The 24,176-nt window shown below is 68.9% G+C and carries 38 protein-coding genes; 2 read left to right on the forward strand and 36 right to left on the reverse strand.

The window, feature by feature from the left end; translation table 11 throughout:
- Positions 1–27: 27 nt before the first annotated feature.
- On the forward strand, positions 28–576 hold the full coding sequence (locus ACFYP0_RS23785) for a hypothetical protein (RefSeq protein WP_386997616.1): 549 nt from the start codon (positions 28–30) through the stop codon (positions 574–576).
- A gap of 206 nt (positions 577–782) precedes the next feature.
- On the opposite strand, the gene ACFYP0_RS23790 is transcribed toward ACFYP0_RS23785, so the two are convergent.
- The 3 genes from ACFYP0_RS23790 to ACFYP0_RS23800 are packed head-to-tail and all read right to left on the reverse strand — an operon-like array spanning position 783 to position 4,093.
- Complete coding sequence (locus tag ACFYP0_RS23790) at positions 783–1,745, reverse strand: aldo/keto reductase (RefSeq protein ID WP_356976367.1); 963 nt, start codon at positions 1,743–1,745, stop codon at positions 783–785.
- A gap of 21 nt (positions 1,746–1,766) precedes the next feature.
- Positions 1,767–3,446, reverse strand: a complete 1,680-nt coding sequence (locus tag ACFYP0_RS23795; protein WP_124860522.1) for an ABC-F family ATP-binding cassette domain-containing protein — start codon at positions 3,444–3,446, stop codon at positions 1,767–1,769.
- Positions 3,447–3,487: 41 nt separating this feature from the next.
- The gene (locus ACFYP0_RS23800; RefSeq protein ID WP_203120235.1) at positions 3,488–4,093 is read right to left on the reverse strand and encodes a class I SAM-dependent methyltransferase; all 606 of its coding nucleotides are present in this window, start codon (positions 4,091–4,093) and stop codon (positions 3,488–3,490) included.
- 102 nt (positions 4,094–4,195) lie between these two features.
- Between ACFYP0_RS23800 and ACFYP0_RS23805 the strand changes: the two genes are divergently transcribed.
- Positions 4,196–5,272: a hypothetical protein gene (locus tag ACFYP0_RS23805; protein WP_386997619.1), complete on the forward strand. Its 1,077-nt coding sequence runs from the start codon at positions 4,196–4,198 to the stop codon at positions 5,270–5,272.
- Between the two features lie 12 nt (positions 5,273–5,284).
- Here the strand turns inward: ACFYP0_RS23805 and truA are convergent, their stop codons facing one another.
- The 33 genes from truA to rpsJ form a co-directional block, all read right to left on the reverse strand.
- On the reverse strand, positions 5,285–6,115 hold the full coding sequence (gene truA / locus ACFYP0_RS23810) for a tRNA pseudouridine(38-40) synthase TruA (RefSeq protein ID WP_355498991.1): 831 nt from the start codon (positions 6,113–6,115) through the stop codon (positions 5,285–5,287).
- Between the two features lie 67 nt (positions 6,116–6,182).
- The gene (gene rplQ, locus ACFYP0_RS23815) at positions 6,183–6,740 is read right to left on the reverse strand and encodes a 50S ribosomal protein L17 (protein ID WP_053653920.1); all 558 of its coding nucleotides are present in this window, start codon (positions 6,738–6,740) and stop codon (positions 6,183–6,185) included.
- Positions 6,741–6,774: 34 nt separating this feature from the next.
- A complete protein-coding gene (locus tag ACFYP0_RS23820; RefSeq protein ID WP_007465227.1) occupies positions 6,775–7,797 on the reverse strand; it encodes a DNA-directed RNA polymerase subunit alpha in 1,023 nt (340 codons plus the stop codon).
- Between the two features lie 98 nt (positions 7,798–7,895).
- Entirely contained in the window at positions 7,896–8,522 is a 627-nt protein-coding gene (rpsD, locus tag ACFYP0_RS23825) for a 30S ribosomal protein S4 (RefSeq protein ID WP_030489600.1), read from the reverse strand.
- 13 nt (positions 8,523–8,535) lie between these two features.
- On the reverse strand, positions 8,536–8,943 hold the full coding sequence (gene rpsK / locus ACFYP0_RS23830) for a 30S ribosomal protein S11 (RefSeq protein WP_030329919.1): 408 nt from the start codon (positions 8,941–8,943) through the stop codon (positions 8,536–8,538).
- Positions 8,944–9,030: 87 nt separating this feature from the next.
- A complete protein-coding gene (gene rpsM, locus ACFYP0_RS23835) occupies positions 9,031–9,411 on the reverse strand; it encodes a 30S ribosomal protein S13 (protein ID WP_030329917.1) in 381 nt (126 codons plus the stop codon).
- A 266-nt stretch (positions 9,412–9,677) separates the two neighbouring features.
- Complete coding sequence (gene rpmJ / locus ACFYP0_RS23840) at positions 9,678–9,791, reverse strand: 50S ribosomal protein L36 (RefSeq protein ID WP_043965539.1); 114 nt, start codon at positions 9,789–9,791, stop codon at positions 9,678–9,680.
- Between the two features lie 91 nt (positions 9,792–9,882).
- Complete coding sequence (gene infA, locus ACFYP0_RS23845) at positions 9,883–10,104, reverse strand: translation initiation factor IF-1 (protein WP_007073013.1); 222 nt, start codon at positions 10,102–10,104, stop codon at positions 9,883–9,885.
- A gap of 307 nt (positions 10,105–10,411) precedes the next feature.
- Positions 10,412–10,963 carry a DUF1707 SHOCT-like domain-containing protein gene (locus tag ACFYP0_RS23850; RefSeq protein WP_124860514.1) on the reverse strand — a complete coding sequence of 184 codons (552 nt, stop codon included), beginning with the start codon at positions 10,961–10,963 and terminating at the stop codon, positions 10,412–10,414.
- A gap of 118 nt (positions 10,964–11,081) precedes the next feature.
- On the reverse strand, positions 11,082–11,933 hold the full coding sequence (map, locus tag ACFYP0_RS23855; protein WP_355498995.1) for a type I methionyl aminopeptidase: 852 nt from the start codon (positions 11,931–11,933) through the stop codon (positions 11,082–11,084).
- Between the two features lie 87 nt (positions 11,934–12,020).
- Complete coding sequence (locus tag ACFYP0_RS23860) at positions 12,021–12,674, reverse strand: adenylate kinase (protein WP_088950228.1); 654 nt, start codon at positions 12,672–12,674, stop codon at positions 12,021–12,023.
- Entirely contained in the window at positions 12,675–14,003 is a 1,329-nt protein-coding gene (secY, locus tag ACFYP0_RS23865) for a preprotein translocase subunit SecY (RefSeq protein WP_124860510.1), read from the reverse strand. It abuts the gene before it with no gap.
- Positions 14,004–14,235: 232 nt separating this feature from the next.
- Positions 14,236–14,679 carry a 50S ribosomal protein L15 gene (rplO, locus tag ACFYP0_RS23870; RefSeq protein WP_355498998.1) on the reverse strand — a complete coding sequence of 148 codons (444 nt, stop codon included), beginning with the start codon at positions 14,677–14,679 and terminating at the stop codon, positions 14,236–14,238.
- Positions 14,679–14,861 carry a 50S ribosomal protein L30 gene (gene rpmD, locus ACFYP0_RS23875; RefSeq protein WP_007465262.1) on the reverse strand — a complete coding sequence of 61 codons (183 nt, stop codon included), beginning with the start codon at positions 14,859–14,861 and terminating at the stop codon, positions 14,679–14,681. The genes rplO and rpmD overlap by 1 nt, the downstream gene beginning before the upstream one ends.
- Positions 14,861–15,475 carry a 30S ribosomal protein S5 gene (gene rpsE, locus ACFYP0_RS23880; RefSeq protein ID WP_074314587.1) on the reverse strand — a complete coding sequence of 205 codons (615 nt, stop codon included), beginning with the start codon at positions 15,473–15,475 and terminating at the stop codon, positions 14,861–14,863. The genes rpmD and rpsE overlap by 1 nt, the downstream gene beginning before the upstream one ends.
- Before the next feature lie 33 nt (positions 15,476–15,508).
- On the reverse strand, positions 15,509–15,898 hold the full coding sequence (gene rplR, locus ACFYP0_RS23885) for a 50S ribosomal protein L18 (protein WP_091402381.1): 390 nt from the start codon (positions 15,896–15,898) through the stop codon (positions 15,509–15,511).
- Positions 15,895–16,437, reverse strand: coding sequence for a 50S ribosomal protein L6 (gene rplF, locus ACFYP0_RS23890; protein ID WP_124860508.1), 543 nt, complete (start codon positions 16,435–16,437; stop codon positions 15,895–15,897). Before rplF ends, rplR begins: the two co-directional genes overlap by 4 nt.
- Positions 16,438–16,453: 16 nt before the next feature.
- Positions 16,454–16,861 carry a 30S ribosomal protein S8 gene (gene rpsH / locus ACFYP0_RS23895; protein WP_007465270.1) on the reverse strand — a complete coding sequence of 136 codons (408 nt, stop codon included), beginning with the start codon at positions 16,859–16,861 and terminating at the stop codon, positions 16,454–16,456.
- A 116-nt stretch (positions 16,862–16,977) separates the two neighbouring features.
- Entirely contained in the window at positions 16,978–17,163 is a 186-nt protein-coding gene (locus ACFYP0_RS23900; protein ID WP_007465272.1) for a type Z 30S ribosomal protein S14, read from the reverse strand.
- Between the two features lies 1 nt (position 17,164).
- Positions 17,165–17,731: a 50S ribosomal protein L5 gene (gene rplE, locus ACFYP0_RS23905; RefSeq protein ID WP_091402385.1), complete on the reverse strand. Its 567-nt coding sequence runs from the start codon at positions 17,729–17,731 to the stop codon at positions 17,165–17,167.
- The gene (gene rplX / locus ACFYP0_RS23910; RefSeq protein ID WP_172899047.1) at positions 17,731–18,051 is read right to left on the reverse strand and encodes a 50S ribosomal protein L24; all 321 of its coding nucleotides are present in this window, start codon (positions 18,049–18,051) and stop codon (positions 17,731–17,733) included. The genes rplE and rplX overlap by 1 nt, the downstream gene beginning before the upstream one ends.
- Entirely contained in the window at positions 18,048–18,416 is a 369-nt protein-coding gene (gene rplN, locus ACFYP0_RS23915) for a 50S ribosomal protein L14 (protein ID WP_007465279.1), read from the reverse strand. Before rplN ends, rplX begins: the two co-directional genes overlap by 4 nt.
- 97 nt (positions 18,417–18,513) lie before the next feature.
- On the reverse strand, positions 18,514–18,792 hold the full coding sequence (rpsQ, locus tag ACFYP0_RS23920; RefSeq protein WP_030489590.1) for a 30S ribosomal protein S17: 279 nt from the start codon (positions 18,790–18,792) through the stop codon (positions 18,514–18,516).
- Positions 18,789–19,025 (reverse strand): 50S ribosomal protein L29, encoded by a 237-nt coding sequence (rpmC, locus tag ACFYP0_RS23925; RefSeq protein ID WP_007465283.1) that lies wholly within the window; start codon positions 19,023–19,025, stop codon positions 18,789–18,791. Before rpmC ends, rpsQ begins: the two co-directional genes overlap by 4 nt.
- The gene (gene rplP, locus ACFYP0_RS23930) at positions 19,025–19,450 is read right to left on the reverse strand and encodes a 50S ribosomal protein L16 (RefSeq protein ID WP_053653940.1); all 426 of its coding nucleotides are present in this window, start codon (positions 19,448–19,450) and stop codon (positions 19,025–19,027) included. Before rplP ends, rpmC begins: the two co-directional genes overlap by 1 nt.
- A gap of 3 nt (positions 19,451–19,453) precedes the next feature.
- Complete coding sequence (gene rpsC / locus ACFYP0_RS23935; protein WP_007465294.1) at positions 19,454–20,323, reverse strand: 30S ribosomal protein S3; 870 nt, start codon at positions 20,321–20,323, stop codon at positions 19,454–19,456.
- Entirely contained in the window at positions 20,323–20,781 is a 459-nt protein-coding gene (rplV, locus tag ACFYP0_RS23940; protein ID WP_007465297.1) for a 50S ribosomal protein L22, read from the reverse strand. Before rplV ends, rpsC begins: the two co-directional genes overlap by 1 nt.
- 42 nt (positions 20,782–20,823) lie before the next feature.
- Complete coding sequence (gene rpsS, locus ACFYP0_RS23945; protein ID WP_007465299.1) at positions 20,824–21,105, reverse strand: 30S ribosomal protein S19; 282 nt, start codon at positions 21,103–21,105, stop codon at positions 20,824–20,826.
- A gap of 12 nt (positions 21,106–21,117) precedes the next feature.
- Positions 21,118–21,957, reverse strand: coding sequence for a 50S ribosomal protein L2 (rplB, locus tag ACFYP0_RS23950; RefSeq protein WP_053653944.1), 840 nt, complete (start codon positions 21,955–21,957; stop codon positions 21,118–21,120).
- Between the two features lie 12 nt (positions 21,958–21,969).
- Positions 21,970–22,272, reverse strand: coding sequence for a 50S ribosomal protein L23 (gene rplW, locus ACFYP0_RS23955; RefSeq protein ID WP_007465304.1), 303 nt, complete (start codon positions 22,270–22,272; stop codon positions 21,970–21,972).
- On the reverse strand, positions 22,269–22,919 hold the full coding sequence (gene rplD, locus ACFYP0_RS23960; RefSeq protein ID WP_030489587.1) for a 50S ribosomal protein L4: 651 nt from the start codon (positions 22,917–22,919) through the stop codon (positions 22,269–22,271). Before rplD ends, rplW begins: the two co-directional genes overlap by 4 nt.
- The gene (gene rplC, locus ACFYP0_RS23965; protein WP_091402403.1) at positions 22,916–23,581 is read right to left on the reverse strand and encodes a 50S ribosomal protein L3; all 666 of its coding nucleotides are present in this window, start codon (positions 23,579–23,581) and stop codon (positions 22,916–22,918) included. The genes rplD and rplC overlap by 4 nt, the downstream gene beginning before the upstream one ends.
- An 11-nt stretch (positions 23,582–23,592) precedes the next feature.
- Positions 23,593–23,901, reverse strand: coding sequence for a 30S ribosomal protein S10 (gene rpsJ, locus ACFYP0_RS23970; protein ID WP_007073037.1), 309 nt, complete (start codon positions 23,899–23,901; stop codon positions 23,593–23,595).
- Positions 23,902–24,176 lie beyond the last annotated feature (275 nt).

Here is a 24,176-nt window from a genome sequence, read left to right on the forward strand (position 1 = left end):
TCCCTCATCGGTAGGGAGGAGATGTCCGTGACGAGTATCCGCAAGGTCCTGGCCGCCGTGGTCGTCGGACTGGCCCTGACCCTGTCCGCCGCCGTCCCGGCGGCGGCGCAGGCCGCTCAGGCCGCCCCGGCGGCGCAGGCCGACAAGCTCAAGCTCACTGTGGCCGGCGACGGGGCTCAGGGCGTCACCATCCAGGCCACCTACGCCGATGGCCGCCGGCTGGAGCAGGTGGTGCGGTTGGTCCTCACCGCCACCGGCCCGGACGGGCAGCAGGTCGGGCCGGTGCAGCTCGAACCGCAGCCCGAGGGGCAGGGTTTCTACAGCAGCGGCCCGGTGCTCTCCACCGGCATGTGGAAGGTGTCGGTGAACTCCCCCGCGCCTCTGGCGGGCAAGGCCACCGCCACGGTGCAGGCGAAGGCGGCGCAGTCACCGCCGGCGCCCGCGCCGGTCGCGGTGACCAGGCCAGCGGACGGCGGGGCCGGCACCGGTTGGTGGCCGTTCGCGGCGGCCGGCCTCGTGCTCGTCGCCGCGGCGATGGGGGTGGCCATGCTCTTCGGCCGCCGCCGCACCGACTGACCAACCAACGCTCCGACGCGCACTCAACGACCGGGCCGGGCCGCGACAAGCGGCCCGGCCCGTCGCCGTCTGACTGGCTCGTGATCGACTCGACTTCCCGGAAGTCGGGGTGTCCCGCGCGACAGGTCACCCCGACTTCAAGGAACGCGAGTGGATCAAGCGCGGCGCACGCCCCCGCGCACGACGAGGCACGCGTCTCGCCGCGCTCAGAGAATGGCGCGCAGCGCCGCCAGGCCCTCGTCGCTGGGCTCCCAGGTGCCGGCGGCGGCGTTGGCGCGCACCTGATCGGGCGTGGTGGCACCGGCGATCACCGAGGTCACCGCCGGCTGGGCGGCCAGACCGCCGATCGCCACCTGGAGCATCGTCAGACCCCGCTCGGCCGCGTACGCCTCGATCGCCTCGATGGTGTCCCAGTCGGCTGCGGCGAGCCGCTCCGCGTACCGGCCACCACCGGAGAGCCGGCTGCCGGCCGGCGGCTGACCCTCCCGCTTGTACTTGCCGGTGAGCAGGCCGTTGGCGAGCGGGAAGAACGGCAGCATGCCGAGGCCGAACCGCTCGCACGCCGGGATCACCTCGGCCTCCACCGAGCGCTCCAGCAGGCTGTAGTGGTTCTGCGCGCTGATGAAGCGGGACCGGCCGTTGGACGAGGCGACCCAGTCCGCGTCGGCGATCTGCCAGCCGGCGAAGTTGGAGTTGCCCAGGTAGCGCACCTTGCCGTCGCGAACCAGGTCGTCCAGGGCGGCGAGGGTCTCGTCGATCGGGGTGCCCGGGTCGGGCTCGTGCATCTGGTACAGGTCGATGTGGTCGGTGCCGAGCCGGCGCAGCGACGCCTCCACCGCGCGGGCGATGTAGCGCCGCGCACCACGAGCGCCGTAGTCCGGCCCGTTGAGGCCGTTCATGTCCATGCCGAACTTGGTGGCCACCACCACGTCGTCCCGGCGGCCCTTGAGCGCCTGCCCGAGCAGTTCCTCGGAACCGCCCTGCGGCTCGCCGTAGATGTCGGCGGTGTCGAAGAGGTTGATCCCGGCGTCCAGGGCCGCGTCCACCACCGCCCGGGTGCCGTCGAGGTCCAACTTGCGGCCGAAGTTGTTGCAGCCGATGCCGACCACGGACACCACGAGCCCGGAGTCGCCCAGCCGGCGATAGGTCATCTCAGTCACGAGATCCACCCTATGCCGGCCCGGCGCCCGTCACCCGACGTCCCAGACCGGTTCCGGAGTCTCCACCACCTCGCTGTCGCCTCGGAACAACACGAACCGGTCGAACGAGCGGGTGAACCAGCGATCGTGGGTGACCGCGATCACCGTGCCCTCGAAGGCGGTCAGGCCCGCTTCGAGCGCTTCCGCGCTGGCCAGGTCGAGGTTGTCGGTGGGCTCGTCGAGCAGCAGCAGGGTCGCCCCGGACAGCTCCAACAGCAACACCAGGAACCGGGCCTGCTGCCCGCCGGAGAGCGTGCCGAAGCGCTGGTCGCCCTGCGCGGCCAGCTCGTAGCGACTGAGCACACCCATCGCCGCGTGCCGGTCCATCCCGGTGCGGTGCTCGTCGCCCCGCCAGAGGATCTCGACGAGCGTCTTCGACATCAGCTCCGGCCGGTCGTGGGTCTGGGAGAAGTGCCCGGGGCGGACCCGGGCACCGAGGCGGGCCGTGCCCTCGTGCGCCACCGGAGCGAGCGCGCCCGCACCGTCGACCGGCCCGTTCGCCGGGTCCGGGTCGGTGCCGCCGCGGGCCAACAGCCGCAGGAAGTGCGACTTGCCGGTGCCGTTGGCACCGAGCACCGCCACCCGGTCGCCGTACCAGATCTCCAGGTCGAAGGGGAATGTCAGGCCGTCGAGCTCCAGCTGCTCGCAGACGACCGCGCGCTTGCCGGTCCGCCCGCCGCTGAGCCGCATCCGGATGTCCTGGTCCTTCGGCGGTACGGGCGGCGGCCCGGCCTCCTCGAACTTGCGCAACCGGGTCTGCGCGGCCTGGTAACGCGAGGCCAACCCGTCGTTGTACGCGGCCTTCTGCTTGTACATCAGCATCAGCTCGCGCAGCTTCTGGTGCTCCTCGTCCCAGCGCCGGCGCAGCTCGTCGAGGCGGGCGTGCCGAGCCACCCGAGCCTCGTGCCAACTGGCGAAGCCGCCGGGGTGCACCCAGGCGCTGCCACCCTCGACGGCGACCACCCGGTCGGCGCTCTGGGCCAGCAGCTCGCGGTCGTGCGAGACGTAGAGCACCGACTTCGTCGACTCGCGCAGTCGCGCCTCCAGCCAGCGTTTGCCGGGCACGTCGAGGAAGTTGTCCGGTTCGTCGAGCAGCAGCACCTCGTCCGGGCCGCGCAGCAGCAACTCCAGGGCGAAGCGCTTCTGCTGGCCGCCGGAGAGGGTACGCACCGGACGGTCCCGTACGGCGTCCCACGGCTGGCCGAGCACGATGGTCGCGACGGTGTCGAAGAGCACCTCGGCGTCGTACCCGCCGGCCTCGCCCCAGGCGCCGAGCGCATCGGCGTACGCCAGCTGGGCCTTGCCCGCGGCGTTGCTGAACTTGCCGTGGGCCTCGGTCGCCCGCATGGCCGCCTCGGTCTCGCCGAGCCGCCGGCCGGCATCGCGAAGCGCCGGAGGGGCCAGCGACAACGCCAGGTCGGCGAGGGTCGACTCGTCACCGATCATGCCGATGAACTGGCGCATCACACCCAGCCCGCCGGCCCGCGCGACGACGCCGCTGCGCACCGGCAGGTCGCCGGCGACCATCCTCAGCAGCGTCGTCTTTCCCGCGCCGTTCGGCCCGACCAGGGCGACCTTGCTGCCCTCCCCGACCCGGAACGACACGTCGGCGAAGAGTTCCCGACCGTCGGGCAGGATGTGCCCGACCGCTGCCACGTCCACGTATCCCACGCCGGGATCCTGCCCCAACGAGGGTCGGGGGGTACATCCAATTACCGGGTGACGCGCAGCACCCGGAAGCCCTTCTGGCTGGCGTACCGCTCGACCTGCCAGCTCTGCTCGGTGAGCCAGCGTTGCAGGGAGTCGCCGCCGAGGTGCCGGGCGACGACCAACCAGCCGACACCGTCCGGGGCGAGTCGGGGCAGCCAGCGCAGCAACAGGTCGTGCAGCCCGTCCTTGCCGATCCGGATGGGCGGGTTCGACCAGATCTGGGCGAAGCGGACGCCGTCCGGAACGTCGTCCGGCGCGCTGACCCGGACCCGGTCGGCGGCGCCGACCCGAGCCGCGTTGGCGGCGGTCAGCTCGCGGGCCCGGGCGTTGACGTCGACGGCCCAGATGGTGCTGGTGGGCGCGAGGTCGGCCAGCACGCAGCTGATCGGCCCGAACCCGCAGCCAAGGTCGAGCAGGTCGCCGGTGGTGTCGGCGGCGGGCAGCTCGGCCTTGCGCAGCAGCACCGCGGTGCCCGGGTCGAGCCGGCTGGCGGAGAACACCCCGCCGGCTGAGGAGAGCCGGTAGTCGCGGTCGGCGACGGAGAACTCGACCTCGCGCGCCGGGGCGTCGCTGGTGGGTTGAGCAGTGAAGTAGTGGTCGCCGGTCACCCGGTGATTCTCGCACCGGTCCGGGGCGGACCTGACACGGCCCACACGCACATTTCCCCGATATTACCCCCTAAAGGGACAATGCCTCCTACTCTGGGCGACATGGTGTATCGGTACCAGTCCGATGAGGACGCTTTCGAGGAGTACCCGGAGCCCGGGTCCGACCTGTCGGTGCTCGGCGCCGGTCCGCCCCCGGCGGCCGGGCCCTCTCCGTCGCGCTTCCCCACGCCGTCGCTGCCCCGGCCGAACCAGCTCTCGCTGCCCTCGTCGCAGCCAGCGCCGGCTCGTGCCGTTGCGTCGCAGCCACTGCCGACACGTGCCGACATCCCGCCCGCCCCGCCGCGCAGCCAGATCTACACCTCGGCGACGTCGGCGGAGCCGCCCACCCGGCGCGGCGGCGGTCGACTGTGGCAGGTAATGATCGGCGGGGCAGCCGTCCTGGTGCTGCTCGCCCTCTGCGGTCTCGGCGCCGCCGCGTTGCTCATCGACCGCAACGAGCAGCCACAGAGCAACCCGACGTACCAGCCGAACGCCGCCCCGACGTCGGCACCGCCGGAACGGCTGGCCCTCGACTCCCGGGACACCGACCAGGCCCCGCTCACCGCCAAGGAACTCTTCCCCGGCAAGGAACTGAAGCTCACCGACGGCCAGCCGAGCTACCAGGTGCTCAAGACACAGTCCAGTGGCAGTTGCGCCGTCGCCGCCACCGACGAGGTGGCCGACCTGCTGGTCCGGCTCGGCTGCAACCAGGTCGTCCGGGCCACGCTGAGCACGCCCGACGACAGCCACCTGGTCACCGCCGGCCTGTTCAACCTCACCGACAAGGTGAGCGCGGAACGAGCCCGAGACCGGCTCCGGCAACTGCTCGACGAGCGGCAGGGCCGCTTCCGTGGCCTCACCGCCGACGACGCCGACGGCACCGATGTCCTGGCCCGCGCTCCGTCACGCGTCGGCTGGCAGGTCCGTGGCCACTACCTGGCGTACGCGCTGGTGGTCCGCAAGGACGGGGCGGCGGTCAAGGCGGGTGACGCCAAGGTCCGCGAGATCCTGTTCGACATGATCGAGCTGCACCTCAGCCGGGGCGTGCTGCAGAGCCGGGCCGACGGTGGCACCGCCGCGCAACCGACGACGGCACCTACCGGCAGCAACGCCAACCAGGGCGATCTGCCGGGCGACTGACCCCGCGGACGGTCAACCCTCGATCGGGACCCGCAACCGGCGGGTGAGGGTGGCGCGGTGGGCGTACTCGGCCGGATCCGCCGGGTAGCCGACGGCGACCAGGGTCAGCCCGCGCGCGGGGGCCACGGTCACCTCGCTGGACCGCTCCCGCTGAGTGAGCAGGGTGCCCGGCCACTCGACCGGACGGCGGCCGTCCCCGGCCACCAGCATGGCTCCCACCAGGCTGCGCACCATCGCCTGACAGAACGCGTCGGCCTGCACGGTGGCGACCAGGATGCCGTCCGGGTCGCGCCGCCAGTCCAGCCGGGTCACCTCGCGCAGCGTGGTCGCGTGCTCCTTGCGCCGGCAGTACGCGGCGAAGTCGTGCTCCCCCACCAGCCCGGTCGCGGCGGCGTTCAGCGCGGCCAGCTCCAACGGCTTCGGCCAGGCCAGCACCTCGTGGCGGCGCAACGGCTCGGCACCGAAGGGCGCGTCGGTGACCCGGTACTCGTAGCGCCGGAAGGTGGCCGAGAACCGGGCGTCGAAGTCGGCCGGTACCTCGGTCATCGCCCGTACCCGCACGTCGGTGGGGAGCAGCCGGGCCAGGCGACGCAGCAGCCGTCCCTCGTGCTGCCGCCACACGTCCACGGGCAGGTCCACGTGGCACACCTGCCCCGTGGCGTGCACTCCCGCGTCGGTCCGCCCGGCCACCGTCAGCCCGGTGGCCGTACCGGCGCCCAGGACCAGGTCCAGGGTCTCGACGAGCACCCCCGCGACGGTGCGCCTGGTCGGCTGGGCTGCCCAGCCGGAGAAGCCGGTGCCGTCGTACGAGACGTCCAGCCGCAGCCGGATCCGCTCGTCCACCTCGTACCTCCTGTTACGGGTCGGGCCCGGCACCCCGATGGGGTGCCGGGCCCGACGATGCCCTTGATCAGGCCTTGTTCTCGGTGGCCTCGTCGCTGTCCTCGCGGGCGGCGTCGGTGTCACCGGACGCCGACACCGGCGCCTCGGAGTCCTGGTCGGCCGGAGCCGACTTCGGGGCCTCGTCGGCCGGGGCGAGCGCCTCGACCTTGTCCTGCTGGGCAGCCTTGCGGGCGGCGGTCTTCTTGTTCACCTTCGGCTCGGCGACCTGAAGCTCCTCCACCAGCTCGATGATGGCCATCGGCGCGTTGTCACCCTTGCGCGGACCGGTCTTCACGATCCGGGTGTAACCGCCGGGGCGGTTGGAGTACCGGGGCGCGATCTGGTCGAACAGGGCGTAGACCACGTCCTTGTCCTTGACGACACCCAGCACCCGACGCCGCGAGGCGAGGTCACCGCGCTTGGCCTTGGTGATGAGCTGCTCGGCCAGCGGGCGCAGCCGCCGGGCCTTCGTCTCGGTGGTCTGGATCTTCCCGTGCTGGAACAGCGCGGTCGCCAGGTTGGCCAGCATCAGCCGCTCGTGCGAGGGGCTGCCGCCGAGGCGGGGGCCCTTGGTGGGCGTGGGCATTTTTGGTGCTCCTCAGTTGTGGCGGCAGCGCGGACTAGAGCTGCTCGGTCTCGCGGTAGTCGTCGGTGTCGTAGTCGGCCTCGCCGAAGGTGTCCACGACGTGCGCCGGGTCGAAGTTCGGAGCCGAGTCCTTCAGCCCGAGACCCATCCCGGCGAGCTTCATCTTGACCTCGTCGATCGACTTCTGACCGAAGTTGCGAATGTCGAGGAGGTCGGCCTCGGTACGCCCGATGAGCTCACCAACGGAGTTGATGCCCTCGCGCTTGAGGCAGTTGTAGGAGCGGACGGTGAGGTCCAGCTCCTCGATCGGCAGAGCGAGGTCCGCCGCCAGCTGGGCGTCCTGCGGGGACGGCCCGATGTCGATGCCCTCGGCGGTCTCGTCCAGCTCCCGGGCGAGCCCGAACAGCTCCACCAGCGTCGAACCGGCGGAGGCCAGCGCGGTACGCGGACCCATCGACGGCTTGGTCTCGACGTCGATGATCAACCGGTCGAAGTCGGTGCGCTGCTCGACACGGGTCGCCTCGACGCGGTAGGTCACCTTCAGCACCGGCGAGTAGATCGAGTCGACCGGGATCCGGCCGATCTCGGCACCGGACTGCTTGTTCTGCGCCGCCGTCACGTAGCCCCGGCCCCGCTCGACGGTCAGCTCCATGTCGAGCCGGCCCTTGCCGTTCAGGGTGGCGAGCTTGAGATCCGGGTTGTGCACCGAGACGCCGGCCGGCGGCTGGATGTCGCCCGCGGTCACGTCGCCCGGGCCCTGCTTACGCAGGTACATGCTGACCGGCTCGTCGTGCTCGGAGCTGACGCACAGCTCCTTGATGTTCATGACGAGCTCGACCACGTCCTCCTTGACACCGGGGATCGTGGTGAACTCGTGCAGCACACCGTCGATCTTGATCGAGGTGACGGCCGCGCCCGGGATCGACGACAGCAGCGTACGCCGCAGCGAGTTACCCAGGGTGTAGCCGAAGCCCGGCTCCAGCGGCTCGATGGCGAACCGGGACCGGGTCTCGTTGATCGACTCCTCGGAGAGGGAGGGTCGCTGGCTGATGAGCATCTTTTCTCTTCTCTTCCGGGGCGCCCGCTATTTGACGCCCACGACACAAACTGTTCCGGTGGCCCGCCCCGAAGGGCGGGCCACCGAACGAGCTCGGACTACTTGGAGTAGAGCTCGACGATCAACTGCTCCTGGACCTGCGTGTCGATGACCTGCCGGGCCGGGAGGGAGTGCACGAGCACCTTCATCTGGCTCGGGATGGCCTCAAGCCACGCCGGAACCGTCTTCGAGCCGGCCTGAGCCTGCGCGACGATGAACGGGGTGAGCTCCTTGCTCTTGCCCCGAACCTCGATGATGTCGTGCTCCTTGACGCGGTACGACGGGATGTCGACCTTCTTGCCGTTCACCGTGAAGTGACCGTGCTTGACCAGCTGGCGGGCCATGTCCCGCGAGTGGGCGTAGCCGGCCCGGTAAACGACGTTGTCGAGCCGCGACTCGAGGATCTGCAGGAGGACCTCACCGGTCTTGGCCTGCTTGCCAACGGCTTCCTCGTAGTAACCGCGGAACTGCTTCTCCAGCACGCCGTAAACCCGGCGGGCCTTCTGCTTCTCACGGAGCTGGAGCAGGTACTCCGTCTCCTTGGTGCGGCCGCGGCCGTGCTGCCCGGGCGGGAACGGCCGGGACTCGAACGGGCACTTCGGACCATCGCACTTGCTGCCCTTGAGGAACAGCTTCATCTTCTCCCGCCGGCAACGGCGGCAGTCTGCACCGGTGTAACGAGCCATCTCTCTCTACCTCTCAGACCCGGCGACGCTTCGGCGGACGGCATCCGTTGTGCGGCTGCGGGGTGACGTCGGCGATCTGCCCGACCTCGAGGCCCACGGCCTGCAGCGAACGGATGGCGGTTTCCCGGCCGGAGCCGGGGCCCTTGACGAACACGTCGACCTTGCGCATGCCGTGCTCCATGGCGCGACGCGCGGCAGCCTCGGCGGCCAGCTGCGCAGCGAACGGAGTCGACTTGCGGGAGCCCTTGAAGCCGACCTGGCCAGCGGAGGCCCAGGAGATGACCGCACCGGTCGGGTCCGTGATGGACACGATGGTGTTGTTGAACGTGCTCTTGATGTGCGCCTGCCCGTGGGCGACGTTCTTGCGTTCCTTGCGCCGGACCTTCTTTACAGCGGCTCCGGCACGAGCCTTCGGTGGCATAAGTCTGTGCGCTCCTAGTTGACTTTCCGGATTGGGTTGCGGCCTGACCCACCTCGGCGGCGGCCGACCCCGTCATCCGGTTAAGAACTACTTCTTGCCGGGCTTCTTCTTGCCGGCGACGGTCCGCTTCGGGCCCTTGCGGGTCCGGGCATTGGTCTTGGTCCGCTGGCCACGCACGGGCAGGCCCCGGCGGTGCCGGATGCCGGCGTAGCAGCCGATCTCAACCTTGCGGCGGATGTCAGCGGCGACCTCGCGGCGCAGGTCGCCTTCAACCTTGTAGTTGCCCTCGATGTGGTCGCGGAGCTGCACGAGCTCCTCGTCCGTGAGGTCCCGAGCGCGCTTGTCCGGCGAGATGCCGGTGGCGGCGAGTGTCTCCAGGGCGCGGGTGCGACCGACCCCGAAGATGTAGGTGAGCGCGATCTCCAACCGCTTTTCGCGGGGGAGATCCACGCCGACTAGACGTGCCATGTGCGGGCGTACTCCTCGTGATGTGTGGCGGAGGTGTGGACCCGTCCCACCCCGCTACCGGCCGTCCCGTCTTTCCGACGCGGTGAGCGCCGGCGACCGGGATCGGTCGCTGCCCGAGCGGGCCCCGGCCTCCGACCGGGGGTCAGCCACGCAGAGGTACGTCTGGCGTACCGCTCGCGGCTGGGACGAGCATGTGTGATGTGTGTGTCGCTGAGGATCTGCCTGGACCAACGCCACCCGGCCGTGCTCCGGCCGGACGGGCTGAGTCAGCCCTGGCGCTGCTTGTGGCGCGGGTCGCTGCAGATGACCATGACCCGGCCGTGCCGGCGGATAACCCGGCACTTGTTGCAGATCCTCTTGACGCTCGGCTTGACCTTCACGGTTGCCTTACTTCCCATCTGGCCCGGCTACGCGCTGCGCGCGACACCGGACGTCGAAGACGGACACGGGACTTCCCGGCCGTCGTCAGGACTACTTGTAGCGGTAGACGATGCGCCCGCGGGTCAGGTCGTACGGCGAAAGTTCGACGACGACCCGGTCCTCCGGAAGGATGCGGATGTAGTGCTGCCGCATCTTGCCGCTGATGTGAGCCAACACCTTGTGGCCGTTCGCGAGCTCCACCCGGAACATGGCGTTCGGCAGGGGCTCGATGACCCGACCCTCGATCTCAATGGCTCCGTCTTTTTTCGGCATGTCCTCCGCTGTCCTGACGTCGATTGCTCCGGGCGGCCCACAACGTCTTACACGGAAATCTGATCAGAATCAGAAGCCCGCGCCAGCCGCGGCTCCAGCTCCCACCGAAGCGCAGGGTGGGCATGCCGGAGTGGACGCTGTGCGCCGATCTGAAAGTGTACGCCGGCCTGCAGTCCCCCGCCAAACCGACCACCCACCAACCCGCGCGTCGCCCCAATCGACCCCACCGCCAGCCCTGTTGATCATGAAGTTGTTGCCACGACGGCGGCAGCAACTTCATGATCACCGCACGGGCGGGCGGGGTGGTTCAGGAGGCTGGGGGCTGGTCGTCCGTTTTGAGGGCGCGCTTTGCCTGCTTGCGCTCTCGGCGACGTTGGCGCTTGACGGCTTGGCGTTGGGGCTCCTTCGCGGCCAGCCCGCTGACCGTGCGGACCACCAGCACCGCGCCCCACGGCCCCGCCACCCAGGCCGGCCAGAAGTAGAGCAGGTCCTGGCTGAGCACCGACGTCACCGCCCAGATGGTCACCACGATGGCGATCACCCGCAGGTACGGAAACCACACCTCGGCCATCCAGCGTGCGGTGACGCCCCTGCTGGGGCCCGGACCGAGCTGGTCGCCCAGCAGGCTCACCGTCGGCCCGGCGACCGGCGCCAGGCCCGACCGCTGCGCCGGCGTCACCGGCGGCAGGTCGGTGAGCAGGGCCTCAAGATCGGCGTACGTGCGTGCCGCGTAGGCCCGCTGCAACCGCTCGTCGTACTCGTGCAGATCAAGTCGGCCCTCGTCGAGGGCGACCCGCAACCGGTCGGCCACCGCCGCACGGTCCGAATCCGCGGCTCGTATCCCGTCGCGCCCGTCCATGCCGGCAAGCATGCCACCGTCGCGCCACTCCGCCCGACCCCGGACGCCGGTCGATCAAGAATTTGTCGCCCGCCCGGCCGCCGTGTCAGGGCAACAACTTCATGATCAACGGAAGAGGTCAGGAGGTTTTTGTGGCCGCGGGCTGGCGGGCGGTCACCAGGTCGCCCAGGCGCGCCCGGCCACCGTCGAACGCGGTGAGCACCCAGACGCCGTCCGGCAGCAGCGCCATCGAGTGCTCGACGTGCGCGGCCACCGACCCGTCCCGGGTGACGACGGTCCACCCGTCGGCCAACTCGGCGGTACGCGGGGACGCCATCGTGATCATCGGCTCGATGGCCAGGGCCATCCCAGGGACCAGTCGCGGACCCTTGCCCGGCCGCCCGTGGTTGAGCACGTGCGGGTCCTGGTGCATCTCGGTGCCGATGCCGTGCCCGCCGTAGCCGTCGACGATGCCGTACCGGCCGCCCTTGCGGACAGCGGTCTCCACGGCGTGCGAGATGTCGGTGAGGCGGCCCTTGCCGCTGGCGGCGCCACGCGCCGCGGCGGCGATGCCGGCCCACATCGCGTCCTCGGCGACCTCGGCCATCTTCAGCAGCGCCGGGTCGACGTCACCGACCCCGACCGTGATCGCGGAGTCGCCGTGCCACCCGTCCAGCACCGCGCCGCAGTCGATGGAGATCAGGTCACCGGCCTGAAGCACCTGCTTCGGCGACGGGATGGCGTGCACGACCTGCTCGTTGAGCGAGGAGCAGATCGACGCCGGAAAACCGTGGTAGCCCTTGAACGACGGAACGCCACCCGCCTCGCGGATGGTCGCCTCGGCGATGGCGTCCAGATCGGCGGTGCTCACACCGGGGGCCACAGCCTCCCGCATCCGGCGCAGCGCCTCGGCCACCACCAGCCCGGCGGCCCGCATCTTCTCGATCTGGTCAGGGGTCTTCAGCTGGATGTCCAGCTGGGGACGACGCATGGAGCGGTTACCTTTCGTTGCCGAACAGCGGGGCACATAACGCGTACCCCGCTGTTCGCACTCTATCCGCCGTGGCCCGGCCGGACCTCAGCCGCCGTACGACCGCAACGCGTCGATGGCCCGGGTGGTGACGTCCTCCACCGGCCCGGTGGCGTCGATCCCGACCAGCTTGCCCTGAGCGCCGTAGTAGTCGACCAGGGGTGCGGTCTTCTCGCTGTACTCACGAAGCCGCGTGGCGATCGTTTCCGGCTTGTCGTCGTCGCGCTGGAACAGCTCGGCGCCGCACCGGTCACAGATGCCGGGCCGGGTGGTGGCGTCGAACTCGACGTGCCAGATCTTGCCGCAGCCCCGGCAGGTACGCCTGCCGGAGAGCCGCCGGATCACCTCGTCGTCGTCGACGACCAGCTCCAGGACCAGATCCAGGGCAGTGCCCAGATCGGCCAGGAGCTTGTCCAGAGCGGCCGCCTGCGGAGTCGTCCGCGGGAAGCCGTCGAGCAGGAAACCCTCGCTGGCGTCGGGCTCGGCCAGCCGGTCCCGGACCATGTTGATGGTGACCTCGTCCGGAACCAGCTCGCCCGCGTCCATGTACCGCTTCGCCTCGACACCGAGCGGCGTGCCCTGGGTGACGTTCGACCGGAAGATGTCTCCGGTCGAAATCTTCGGCACCGAGAGGTGCGCGGCGATGAACTCGGCCTGCGTGCCCTTGCCCGCGCCCGGCGGGCCAACCAGAACGAGTCTCATCTACCGCAGGAACCCTTCGTAGTTCCGCTGCATGAGTTGGCTCTCGATCTGCTTCACGGTCTCCAGACCGACGCCGACCATGATGAGCACAGCGGTGCCGCCGAACGGGAAGTTCTGGTACTGCTGGTTGTCCAGCCAGATGAAGAAGAAGTTCGGCAGGATCGAGATGACGCCGAGGTACAGCGCGCCCGGCAGGGTGATCCGGCTGAGGATGAAGTCCAGGTAGTCGGCGGTCGGCTTGCCCGGGCGGATGCCCGGCACGAACCCGCCGTACTTCTTCATGTTGTCCGCGACCTCGGTCGGGTTGAACGTGATCGAGACGTAGAAGTACGTGAAGAAGATGATCAGCAGGAAGTAGACCGAGATGTAGATCGGGCTGCTCGGGTTGACCAGGTTGTTCTGGATCCACGACTGGGTCTTGCCCGGGTCGGTCTGGTCGAAGAACTGCAGCGCCAACTGCGGCAGGTAGAGCAACGACGAGCCGAAGATGACCGGGATCACACCCGCCTGGTTGACCTTGAGCGGGATGTAGGTCGAGGTGCCGCCGTACATCCGCCGGCCGATCATCCGCTTGGCGTACTGCACCGGGATCCGGCGCTGCGCCTGCTCGATGAAGGTGACAGCGGTGATGACCACCAGGACCAGCGCGATGACCAGGGCGAACATGTCCCAGCCCTTGCTGGTCTTGATCTGCCAGCCCTCGCTGGGCAGCCGCGCCGCGATCGAGGTGAAGATCAGGACGGACATGCCGTTGCCGACGCCACGGTCGGTGATCAGCTCACCGAGCCACATGACCATGCCGGTGCCGGCGGTCATCGTCATCACCAGGATGGCCAGGGTCAGCCAGTCCGGGATGCCGGTGCCGGTCGGGATGATCGGGAACTGGTCGCACTTGTTCTGGAACAGCTGGCCCGAGCGGGCCAGGGCCACGAACGCCGAGGCCTGCAGCACACCGAGACCGAGGGTCAGGTAGCGGGTGTACTGGGTGATCTTCGCCTGACCGGCCTGGCCCTCCTTGCGGAGCTGCTCAAGGCGGGGGATCACGACGGTCAGCAGCTGCAGAATGATCGACGCGGTGATGTAGGGCATGATGCCCAGCGCGAAGACCGAGAGCTGTAGCAGCGCTCCGCCGGAGAAGAGGTTGAGAAGGTTCACCACCCCGGTGGTGTCACCCTGGATGGTGTCGAGGCACTTCTGCACGTTGCCGTACGAGACGCCCGGGCTGGGGAGCGTTGCACCCAGCCGGTAGACCGCAATGATGCCTACTGTGAACAGCAGCTTCTTGCGCAGGTCAGGCGTACGGAACGCACTGAGAAAGGCGGACAGCAACTTCTTCCTCCTGCGCGAGGCGGGCCGCCGGTGATCCCTGGCGGGTCGGGGTGGATCACGGGCGAGTGCCCGCAATCCATGGCTGGGATGGGACTCTAACAGCCTCACCCCGGTCCGGGCAGATGCGCCCGACTACATAAATCGCTTCCGATGTTACCGGGCGCTCAGGCCCCAGGCAGACCATGGCGCCCGCCAGTTGCTCTCAACTGGACGGGCGCCATGGTCGTACGCCTTACAGCTCGGTGGCGGAGCCACCGGCAGCAGCGATCTTCTCCTTGGCCGACGCACTGAACGCGTGCGCGGACACCTGGAGCGCCACACCGCCGAGGTCCCCGGTGCCGAGGACCTTGACCGGGTGACCCTTGCGGACCGCGCCGGACTCGACGAGCTCCAGCGGGCCGACCTGACCACCATTCGGGAACAGCTCAGCGAGTCGGTCCAGGTTGACCACCTGGAAGACCACCTTGAACTTGTTCTTGAAGCCCTTCATCTTCGGCAGGCGCATGTGGATGGGCATCTGCCCACCCTCGAACGCCGCCGAGATGTTCTTGCGGGCCTTGGAACCCTTGGTACCGCGACCAGCGGTCTTGCCCTTGGAACCCTCACCGCGACCCATACGGGTCTTCGCGGTCTTGGAACCGGGCGCCGGGCGCAGGTGATGCACCTTGATCGTCATTACTCGACCTCCTCGACCTTCACGAGGTGGCTCACAGTGAAGATCATGCCGCGGATCTCGGGCCGGTCCTCCTTGACCACCACGTCGTTGATCCGCTTGAGACCGAGCGAACGCAGCGACTCACGCTGGTTGTGCTTGGTCCCGATACCGGATCGGAGCTGGGTGACCTTCAGGCGTGCCATCAGTGCGCCACCCCCGCACGCGACGCCAGCATGGCGGCCGGCGCGACGTCCTCCACCGGCAGACCACGACGCGCCGCGACCTGCTCGGGGGACTCAAGCCCCTTCAGGGCCGCCACGGTGGCGTGCACGATGTTGATCGGGTTCGACGAACCGAGGCTCTTGGAGAGCACGTCGTGGATCCCAGCGCACTCCAGCACGGCACGCACCGGTCCACCGGCGATGACACCCGTACCGGCCGAGGCCGGCTTGAGCAGCACCACACCAGCGGCGTCCTCACCCGTCACCGGGTGCGGGATCGACTGACCGATCCGCGGGACCTTGAAGAAGTGCTTCTTGGCCTCCTCGACACCCTTGGCGATGGCCGCGGGCACCTCCTTGGCCTTTCCGTAGCCCACGCCGACCGTGCCGTCGCCGTCGCCCACGATCACCAGGGCGGTGAAGCTGAAGCGACGACCACCCTTCACGACCTTGGCGACGCGGTTGATCGCGACGACCCGCTCAAGGTGCGGGGTCTTCTCGACGGGCGCGTTTCCGCGGCCGCCCTCACGGCGGTTGTCGCGGCGACCACCCTCGTTGCCACCGGACCCGCCGCCACGGCGCTGTTGACCTGGCATCAGCAGCCTTCCTTCTCTCTCGTGACGGGGTTGTTAGAACTCGAGCCCGGCTTCGCGGGCGGCGTCGGCAAGCGCGGCGACTCGCCCCGCGTACCGGTTGCCGCCGCGGTCGAAGACGACCTTGGAGACGCCGGCGGCCTTGGCCCGCTCGGCGAGCAGCGCGCCCACCTTGCCGGCCAGGGCGCTCTTGTCGCCCTCCGCACCGCGCAGCGAGGCGTCCAGGGTCGACGCCGATGCCAGGGTGTGACCCTTGGTGTCGTCGACGACCTGGGCGACCATGTGCCGCAGCGAGCGGGTGACGACCAGGCGCGGACGCTCGGCCGTACCGCTGACGTTCTTGCGGACGCGGAAGTGTCGACGCGCACGCCCAACGGCGCGCTTGGCGGCGACACCGCGGCGGCGCTTGAGCAGCGTGGCGCTCACTTCTTACCTGCCTTTCCAGCCTTGCGGCGGATGACCTCGCCCTGGTACTTGACGCCCTTGCCCTTGTAGGGCTCCGGCGGGCGGATCTTCCGGATGTTGGCGGCGACCTCACCGACCTGCTGCTTGTCGATGCCAGCCACGTGGAACAGGGTCGGCCGCTCCACCGTGAAGGTGATGCCCGCCGGGGCGGGGACGACCACCGGGTGCGAGAACCCGAGCGCGAACTCGAGGTCCGAACCCTTGGCGGTGACCCGGTAACCGGTGCCGGCGATCTCCAGGCTCTTGCGGTAGCCCTCGGTGACCCCGACGATCATGTTGGCAACCAGCGTACGGCTCAGGCCGTGGAGTTCCTTGGCCTTGCGCTCGTCGTTCGGCCGGTTGACGCTCAGCTGCCCATCCTCGGCCCGCTCGATCGTGATCGGCTCGGCGAGGGTGTGCTGGAGCTGGCCCTTGGGGCCCTTGACCTTGACGGTCTGCCCGTCGATCGTGATGTCGACGCCGGCTGGTACCGGGATCGACTTACGTCCAATTCGCGACATTTCTACCTGTCTCCCGTTACCAGACGAAGGCGAGGACTTCCCCGCCAACACTCCGCTTGCGGGCCTGCCGGTCGGTCAGCAGCCCCTGGGACGTCGAAATGATCGCCACGCCCAGCCCACCGAGCACCCGCGGGAGCCCGTCCGACTTGGCGTACACCCGGAGACCGGGCTTGGACACGCGCTTGATGCCGGCCAGGCTCCGCTCGCGGTTCTGGCCGTACTTCAGCTCGACGACCAGTCGCTTGCCGACGGCGCCCTCCTCGGGCTCCTCGACCGACCAGGTGGCGATGTAACCCTCGGCCTTCAGGACCTCGGCGATGTTCGCCTTGATCTTGGAGTAGGGCATCTTCACCTGATCGTGGTACGCCTGGTTGGCGTTACGCAGACGCGTGAGCATGTCTGCGATCGGGTCGGTCATCGTCATGGATTTCGTCAGCCTTTCTCGCCGGGGTTCCCGGGGCATCAGCCCCGGGCCTACGGCGAAGAGCAATACCTAATCGGTGCAGGAGTTCCCGGCCGACGGCCGGGACGCGGTCGCCCTTACCAGGAAGCCTTGGACACGCCCGGCAGCTCACCGCGGTGAGCCATCTCCCGGATGCAGACCCGGCAGAGCCCGAACTTGCGGTAGACCGCCTTCGGACGCCCGCACCGCTGGCAGCGGGTGTACGCGCGAACCGAGAACTTCGGCTTCGCGGCCGCCTTGATGATCAGCGCCTTCTTGGCCATCTCAGTTCTCCTTGAACGGGAAGCCCAGGAGCTTGAGCAGCGCCCGGCCCTCGTCGTCGGTCGTGGCGGTCGTGACCACCGTGATGTCCATGCCCCGCTGGCGATCGATCCGGTCCTGGTCGATCTCGTGGAACACCGACTGCTCGGTCAGACCGAACGTGTAGTTGCCGTGCCCGTCCAGCTTGCGCCCGTCCAAGCCGCGGAAGTCGCGGATACGCGGCAGCGCGATGGAGAGCAGCCGGTCCATGAACTCCCACATCCGGTCACCGCGAAGGGTGACCTTCGCGCCGATCGGCATGCCCTCGCGGAGCTTGAACTGCGCGATGGACTTGGTCGCCCGCCGCACCTGCGGCTTCTGGCCGGTGATCGTGGCGAGGTCGCGGACCGCGCCGTCGATCAGCTTGGCGTCGCGAGCAGCCTCGCCGACACCCATGTTGACGACGATCTTGACCAGCCGCGGCACCTGCATGGGGTTGCCGTAGCTGCGCTGCTCACGCAGCTGGGCCACGATCTCGTTGCGGTACCGCTCCTTGAGGCGCGGCAGGGTCTTTTCGGTAGCCGTGGTCATCACAGGTCCTTACCGGTGCTACGCGCGATGCGGACCTTCTGGCCGTTGTCGTCGATCCGGTAACCGACGCGGGTCGGCTTGCCGTCGGAGTCCAGGACCTGCACGTTCGAGACGTGGATCGGGGCCTCCTGAGTGACGATGCCGCCGGTCTTGGCGCCACGCTGGGTGGTGCTGATGCGGGTGTGCTTCTTGACCCGGTTCACGCCCTCGACCAGGACCTTGTCCTGCCGCGGGTAGGCCTGAATGACCTTGCCCTTGGCACCCTTGTCCTTGCCGGCGATGACGACGACCGTGTCGCCCTTCTTGACCTTCACGGTCACAACACCTCCGGCGCGAGGGAGATAATCTTCATGAACCGCTTGTCCCGCAGCTCCCGGCCCACCGGGCCGAAGATACGGGTTCCACGCGGGTCCCCGCCGTCCTTGATGATGACGGCGGCGTTCTCGTCGAAGCGGATGTACGAGCCGTCCGGACGCCGCCTCTCCTTGGCCGTGCGAACGACGACAGCCTTGACGACGTCGCCCTTCTTCACACCGGCACCCGGGATCGCGTCCTTGACCGTGGCCACGATGACGTCGCCGATACTCGCGTAGCGCCGACCCGAGCCGCCGAGAACCCGGATGCACAGGATCTCCCGAGCACCCGTGTTGTCGGCGACGCGCAGTCGCGACTCCTGCTGAATCACGTCTATCTCCTATGTCTGCCGGTTCTCCGGCCGCCGTAGCGGCCGGAGCCTGGCGGAACCTACGCCCGACGCAACGCCGGGCGAGCTCGAGCCTTCGCTACTTGGCCTTTTCCAGGATCTCCACGATCCGCCAACGCTTGGTGGCGCTCAGCGGCCGGGTCTCCATGATGAGAACCCGGTCACCGGTGCCAGCGGCGTTCTGCTCGTCGTGCACCTTCAGCTTGGCCGTACGGCGCATGATCTTGCCGTACAGCGCGTGCCGAACCCGGTCCTCGACCTCGACAACGACGGTCTTGTCCATCTTGTCGCTGATCACCAGGCCCTCGCGGACCTTGCGGCGCGACCGCGCGGCGGCGGTGGCGGTCTCTTCGGTCATGATGCAGTCACCTCAGTCGGCGCGGCCGAGAGCCCCAGCTCGCGCTCACGCATGATCGTGTAGATCCGGGCGATCTCCCGACGGATGACCTGCAACCGCCGGTTGTTGTCCAGCTGCCCGGTTGCGGCCTGCACGCGGAGGTTGAACAGCTCCGCCTTGGCCTCCCGCAGCTTCGTGACCAGCTCCTCTTCGGAGAGCTCACGCAGCTCGGTCGCCTTAACGCCCGCTGCCATCAGGATTCACCCACTTCGCGCGTAACAATGCGGCACTTCATCGGGAGCTTGTGGATCGCGCGACGCATGGCCTCTCGCGCGGTCTGCTCGTTGGGGAAGGACATCTCGAAGAGAACCCGCCCCGGCTTGACGTTGGCAACCCACCACTCGGGCGAACCCTTACCGGAACCCATCCGGGTCTCGGCAGGCTTCTTGGTGAGGGCCTGGTCCGGGAAGATCGTGATCCAGACCTTGCCACCACGCTTGATGTGGCGAGTCATCGCGATACGTGCCGACTCGATCTGCCGGTTCGTCACGTACGCCGGCTCGAGAGCCTGGATCCCGAACTCGCCGAACACCACCCGGTTACCACCCTTGGACGCGCCACTGCGGTCCGGGTGGTGCGGCTTGCGGAAGCCCTTCGGGGGCTTGCGCGGCATCAGCATCTGTCAGCCCTCCTGCTGCGTTTCTGCCGGAGCAGCAGCGGCGGCGACAGCTGCGCTGTCGACCGGCTCGCCGCTCGGCGTCTCGGCCTGCTGCGCGATGGTGGTCGCAGCAGCCCGACCGGCCTCGGTGCCACCAGCCGTGGTGCCGGACGAACCCGACCGGCCACGGCGCGGACGCTCGGGACGGTCGCCGCGCTCACCACGACGCGGGCGGGACGGGCCGGCCTCGGCCGGAGCTTCCCGGCCCGGGACGGCGTCGCCCTTGTAGATCCAGACCTTCACACCGATCCGACCGAACGTGGTACGGGCCTCGAAGAAGCCGTACTCGATGTTGGCCCGCAGCGTGTGCAGCGGAACCCGGCCCTCACGGTAGAACTCGGTCCGGCTCATCTCGGCGCCGCCGAGGCGACCCGAGACCTGAACCCGGATGCCCTTGCAGACCGGGTTCTTCATCGCCGACTGCATGGCCTTGCGCATCGCCCGACGGAAGCTGACCCGGCTGGACAGCTGCTCGGCCACGCCCTGCGCGACCAGCTGAGCGTCCGACTCGGGGTTCTTCACCTCGATGATGTTCAGCTGAACCTGCTTGCCGGTGAGCTTCTCAAGCTCGCCGCGGATCCGGTCGGCCTCCGCACCCTTACGGCCGATGACGATGCCCGGCCGGGCGGTGTGGATGTCGACCCGGACCCGGTCGCGGGTGCGCTCGATGTCGACCTTGGAAATCCCGGCACGCTCGAGGCCCTTGGACATCATGCGGCGGATCTTGACATCCTCGCCGATGTAGTCCTTGTAGAGCTTGTCCGCGAACCAGCGGGACTTCCAGTCGGTCGAGATGCCGAGCCGGAACCCAGTGGGGTGAACCTTCTGACCCATTACTCGGCGTCCTCCGTCTTGCTCTGCGCTTCGGCCGGTGCGGCCTCCGTGGCCGGGGCGGCCTTCTTCGCCGCGGCCTTCCTCGGCGCTGCCGGCGCGACCGCTTCGACCGCCACAGTGATGTGGCAGGTGCGCTTGCGGATTCGGTACGCCCGACCCTGCGCCCGCGGCTGGAACCGCTTCATCGTCGGGCCCTCGTCCACGAAGGCCTCGCTGACGAGCAGCGCGTCGGGGTCCAGCCGCTCGTTGTTCTCCGCGTTGGCGATCGCGCTAGCGAGCACCTTGTACACCTGCTCGCTCGCAGCCTGCGGCGCGAACTGCAGCACCGTGAGCGCCTCCTTCGCGGGCAGGCCGCGGACGAGGTTGACCACCCGGCGCGCCTTCATCGGCGAGATGCGCACGTGCCGCGCAACCGCCCGCGCGCCCGGAAGCACCGGAGCGTCGCCCTTTCCTGGCATCGCTGTAACCCCTTGTTCCCTCTATCCGTATGCCTGGCGGCGTCAGCGCCGACGGCTCTTCCGGTCGTCCTTCTCGTGACCCTTGAACGTGCGGGTCAGCGCGAACTCGCCGAGCTTGTGCCCGACCATCGCCTCGGTCACGAACACCGGGACGTGCTTGCGTCCGTCGTGCACGGCGATCGTGTGCCCCAGCATCTCGGGGATGATCGTCGAGCGCCGCGACCAGGTCTTGATCACGTTCTTGGAGCCCTTGTCGTTCTGAACTTCCACCTTCTTGAGCAGGTGGTCGTCTACGAACGGGCCCTTCTTCAGGCTGCGAGGCATGTCTTATCTCCCTCAGCCGCGCTTACGCGTGGCGTAGCGGCGGCGGACGATCAGCCGGTCACTCGGCTGGCCCTTACGGCGGGTGCGGCCCTCGGGCTTACCCTGCGGGTTGACCGGGTGGCGACCACCGGAGGTCTTACCCTCACCACCACCGTGCGGGTGGTCGACCGGGTTCATGGCGACACCACGGACGGTCGGGCGCTTGCCCTTCCACCGCATCCGGCCGGCCTTACCCCAGTTGATGTTCGACTGGTCGGCGTTGCCGATCTCGCCGACGCTGGCGCGGCAGCGCACGTCCACCCGCCGGATCTCGCCGGACGGCATACGCAGGGTCGCGTACGCGCCCTCGCGGCCGAGCAGCTGGATGCCGACGCCTGCGGAACGGGCCAGCTTGGCCCCGCCGCCCGGACGCAGCTCCACATTGTGGATCGTGGTACCGACCGGGATGTTGCGCAGCGGCAGGTTGTTACCCGGCTTGATGTCGGCGCCCGGACCGGACTCGACGCGGTCGCCCTGCTTCATGTCCTTCGGCGCGAGGATGTACCGCTTCTCGCCGTCGGCGTAGTGCAGCAGCGCGATGCGCGCCGTGCGGTTCGGGTCGTACTCGATGTGAGCGACCTTCGCCGGCACGCCGTCCTTGTCGACCCGCTTGAAGTCGATCAGACGGTACTGACGCTTGTGACCGCCACCGTGGTGCCGCGTGGTGATCCGGCCGTGGGCGTTACGCCCGCCCTTCTTCGGCAACGGAGCCAGCAGCGACTTTTCCGGCGTGGACCGGGTGATCTCGGCGAAGTCAGCGACACTCGAGCCACGTCGGCCCGGCGTCGTCGGCTTGTACTTACGGATAGCCATTGTCTACACCCCTCAGCTGACCGGGCCGCCGAAGGCCTCGATGCGGTCACCGTCAGCCAGCTTCACGATCGCCCGCTTGGTCGCCTTGCGCTGACCGAAGCCGGTCTTGGTGCGCTTGCGCTTACCCTGGCGGTTGAGCGTGTTGACCGTCAGGACGCGGACGTTGAAGATCTGCTGGATAGCGATCTTGATCTCGGTCTTGTTCGCGTCCGGGTGCACCAGGAAGGTGTACCAGTTCCGGTTCAGCTCGCTGTAGCTCTTCTCCGAGACGACCGGCGCCACGATGATGTCGCGCGGGTCGGCGATCGTGCTCACTTGCCACCCTCCTCGGTGGTCTCGGCGGGCACGCCCAGGAACTCGTCCAGGGCGTCCTTGGTGAAGACCACGTCGTCGGCCACGAGCACGTCGTACGTGTTCAGCTGGCCGGACTCGATCAGGTGCACGCGCGGCTCGTTGCGCAGCGACACCCAGTTCAGCTCGTCGGTGCTGCTCAGCACGACCAGGACCCGACGGGCCTCGGTGAGCTTGGTCAGCGTGGCCAGGGCCGCCTTGGTCGACGGCTTCTCGCCCGAGACGAACGCCTCGACGACGTGCACCTGCCCGGCGCGGGCCCGGTCGGAGAGGGCACCCCGCAGAGCGGCGGCCTTCATCTTCTTCGGGGTCCGCTGGCTGTAGTCGCGCGGCACGGGACCGTGCACGACGCCACCGCCGGCGAACTGCGGCGCGCGGATCGAGCCCTGCCGGGCGCGACCGGTGCCCTTCTGCTTGTACGGCTTCTTGCCGCCACCGGCGACCTCGCCGCGGGTCTTGGCCTTGTGCGTGCCCTGTCGGGCCGCCGCGAGCTGGGCCACCACGACCTGGTGCATCAGCGCGACGTTGGCCTGCACGTCGAAGATGTCCTCCGGCAGCTCCACGGAGCCGCTGGTGGTGCCTTCGACGGTGCGCACGTCAACGGTGGTCACTTGGCCGCACCGCCCTTCTTCACCTTGCTCTTGGCCGCGGTACGGACCAGAACGAGCGCGCCCTTGGGACCAGGAATGGCACCCCGGACGAGCAGCAGGTTGTTCTCGGTGTCGACCGCCTGGACGGTGAGGTTCTGCACGGTGTACCGCACGCCACCCATACGACCGGCCATCCGGGTGCCCTTGAAGACACGACCCGGAGTGGCGCAGGCGCCGATGGAGCCGGGCGAGCGGTGCTTGCGCTCGACGCCGTGCCCGGCGCCCAGGCCGTGGAAGCCGTGCCGCTTCATCGGGCCGGCGTAGCCCTTGCCCTTGGTCTTGCCGGTGACGTCGATGGTGACGCCGGCCGGGAACTCCTCGACCGTGACTTCCTGGCCGAGCGAGTATTCCCCAGCGTCCGTGGTGCGCAGCTCGACGATGTGCCGGCGCGGCGCCACGTCCGCCTTGGCGTAGTGCCCGCTGATCGGCTTCTTGACCTTGCGCGGGTCGATGGTGCCGTACGCGAGCTGGACCGCGGAGTAACCGTCCTTCTCGGCGCTACGAACCTGGCTGATGACGCACGGGCCGGCCTCGACCACGGTCACGGGAACAACACGGTTGTTCTCCCAGACCTGGGTCATGCCGAGCTTGGCGCCCAGGATCCCCTTGACTTGCCTGTCCATTTGTCCGGTCCCTACAGCTTGATCTCGATGTCGACGCCAGCCGGCAGGTCGAGGCGCATGAGCGAGTCGACCGTCTTCGGGGTCGGGTCGATGATGTCGATCAGCCGCTTGTGAGTGCGCATCTCGAAGTGCTCGCGCGAGTCCTTGTACTTGTGCGGCGAGCGGATAACGCAGAAACGGTTGATCTCCGTGGGCAGCGGCACCGGGCCCGCGACCTGCGCCCCGGTGCGCGTCACCGTCTCGACGATCTTCCGAGCCGAGGAGTCGACGACCTCGTGGTCATAGGCCTTGAGCCGGATGCGGATCTTCTGTCCCGCCATGGTGGCTTCTGTTCCTTCTCTCGATGCCGCTGTGTTGCGGGCGCCTGTACCGGCTGGTACAGGCCCACTTCGCCGACCCCCGCGGTCGGGCGTGTCGCGCCCTCGGGCCGAGCTCCGCCCCTAGGTACCGGAGTGGTGCTGACCGCACGGGGGGTCAAGGCGCCGATCGCATTACCGCGACCTGAACGCCGTGCGAGGGTGGTTGGCGACTGGGCCGCCAACCACCCTACGCTCGACTGCCTCGCCACCCGGAGGTTCAGCGAAAGCCGAACACA

The organism is Micromonospora arida (assembly GCF_042873195.1).
Classification (GTDB): Bacteria; Actinomycetota; Actinomycetes; order Mycobacteriales; family Micromonosporaceae; genus Micromonospora; species Micromonospora arida.